Origin of the sequence: Shewanella sp. SR44-4 (assembly GCF_014163715.1) — a bacterium.
Classification (GTDB): domain Bacteria; phylum Pseudomonadota; class Gammaproteobacteria; order Enterobacterales; family Shewanellaceae; genus Shewanella.
In genome coordinates, this window is sequence record NZ_JACJDU010000141.1 from 1 (window position 1) to 623 (window position 623).

The 623-nt window shown below is 42.5% G+C and carries 1 pseudogene; it reads left to right on the forward strand.

Going from position 1 to position 623, the window contains the following annotated elements:
* Positions 1-623 (forward strand): annotated as a pseudogene (locus tag H5125_RS22495) (IS110-like element ISShfr7 family transposase); the annotation flags it as partial.

The window sequence follows — 623 nt, forward strand, 5'->3', positions numbered from 1 at the left end:
TACGATTACCCCAGCGAAATGCGCGCTGCCCGTGACCTATTACGTCGACGAATGAAAATTGTTCGTCACGGTGCCATGCTCAAAGGTCATGTGGTTAACACCAACAGCCAATACAACTTGCCTGCCACTGAGTTAAATCTTAAAAACATTTCAGCAAGACAAAAACTTCGTGAGCAGTATCAAGACCCTATCGTGCAGCGCAACATTGATTTAGATATGGCGCTACTTGATTGCTATGCCAAAGAACTCGCTCAAGTTGAATGGTTCATTGAAAAACAAGCCAAAAATCATAATCCAGTGTATCTAGAACTACTTAAAACTGTACCAGGTATTGGCAAGATTCTGTCACTGACAATTTTGTATGAAATCGGTGATATCTGCCGATTTGAGTCAGTGCAAAAGTTCGCTTCTTACTCTAGATTGGTCAAATGCAAAGCTGAATCGGCGGGTAAAACCTACGGTACTAATGGTAATAAAATCGGTAACGCTCATTTGAAATGGGCATTCTCAGAAGCAGCTGTGCTGTACCTGCGAGGCAATGACAAAGCCCGTAACTACCTTAATCGATTACAGAAAAGAATGAGTAAGGCTAAAGCGTTGTCTGCACTCGCTCATAAGCTTGG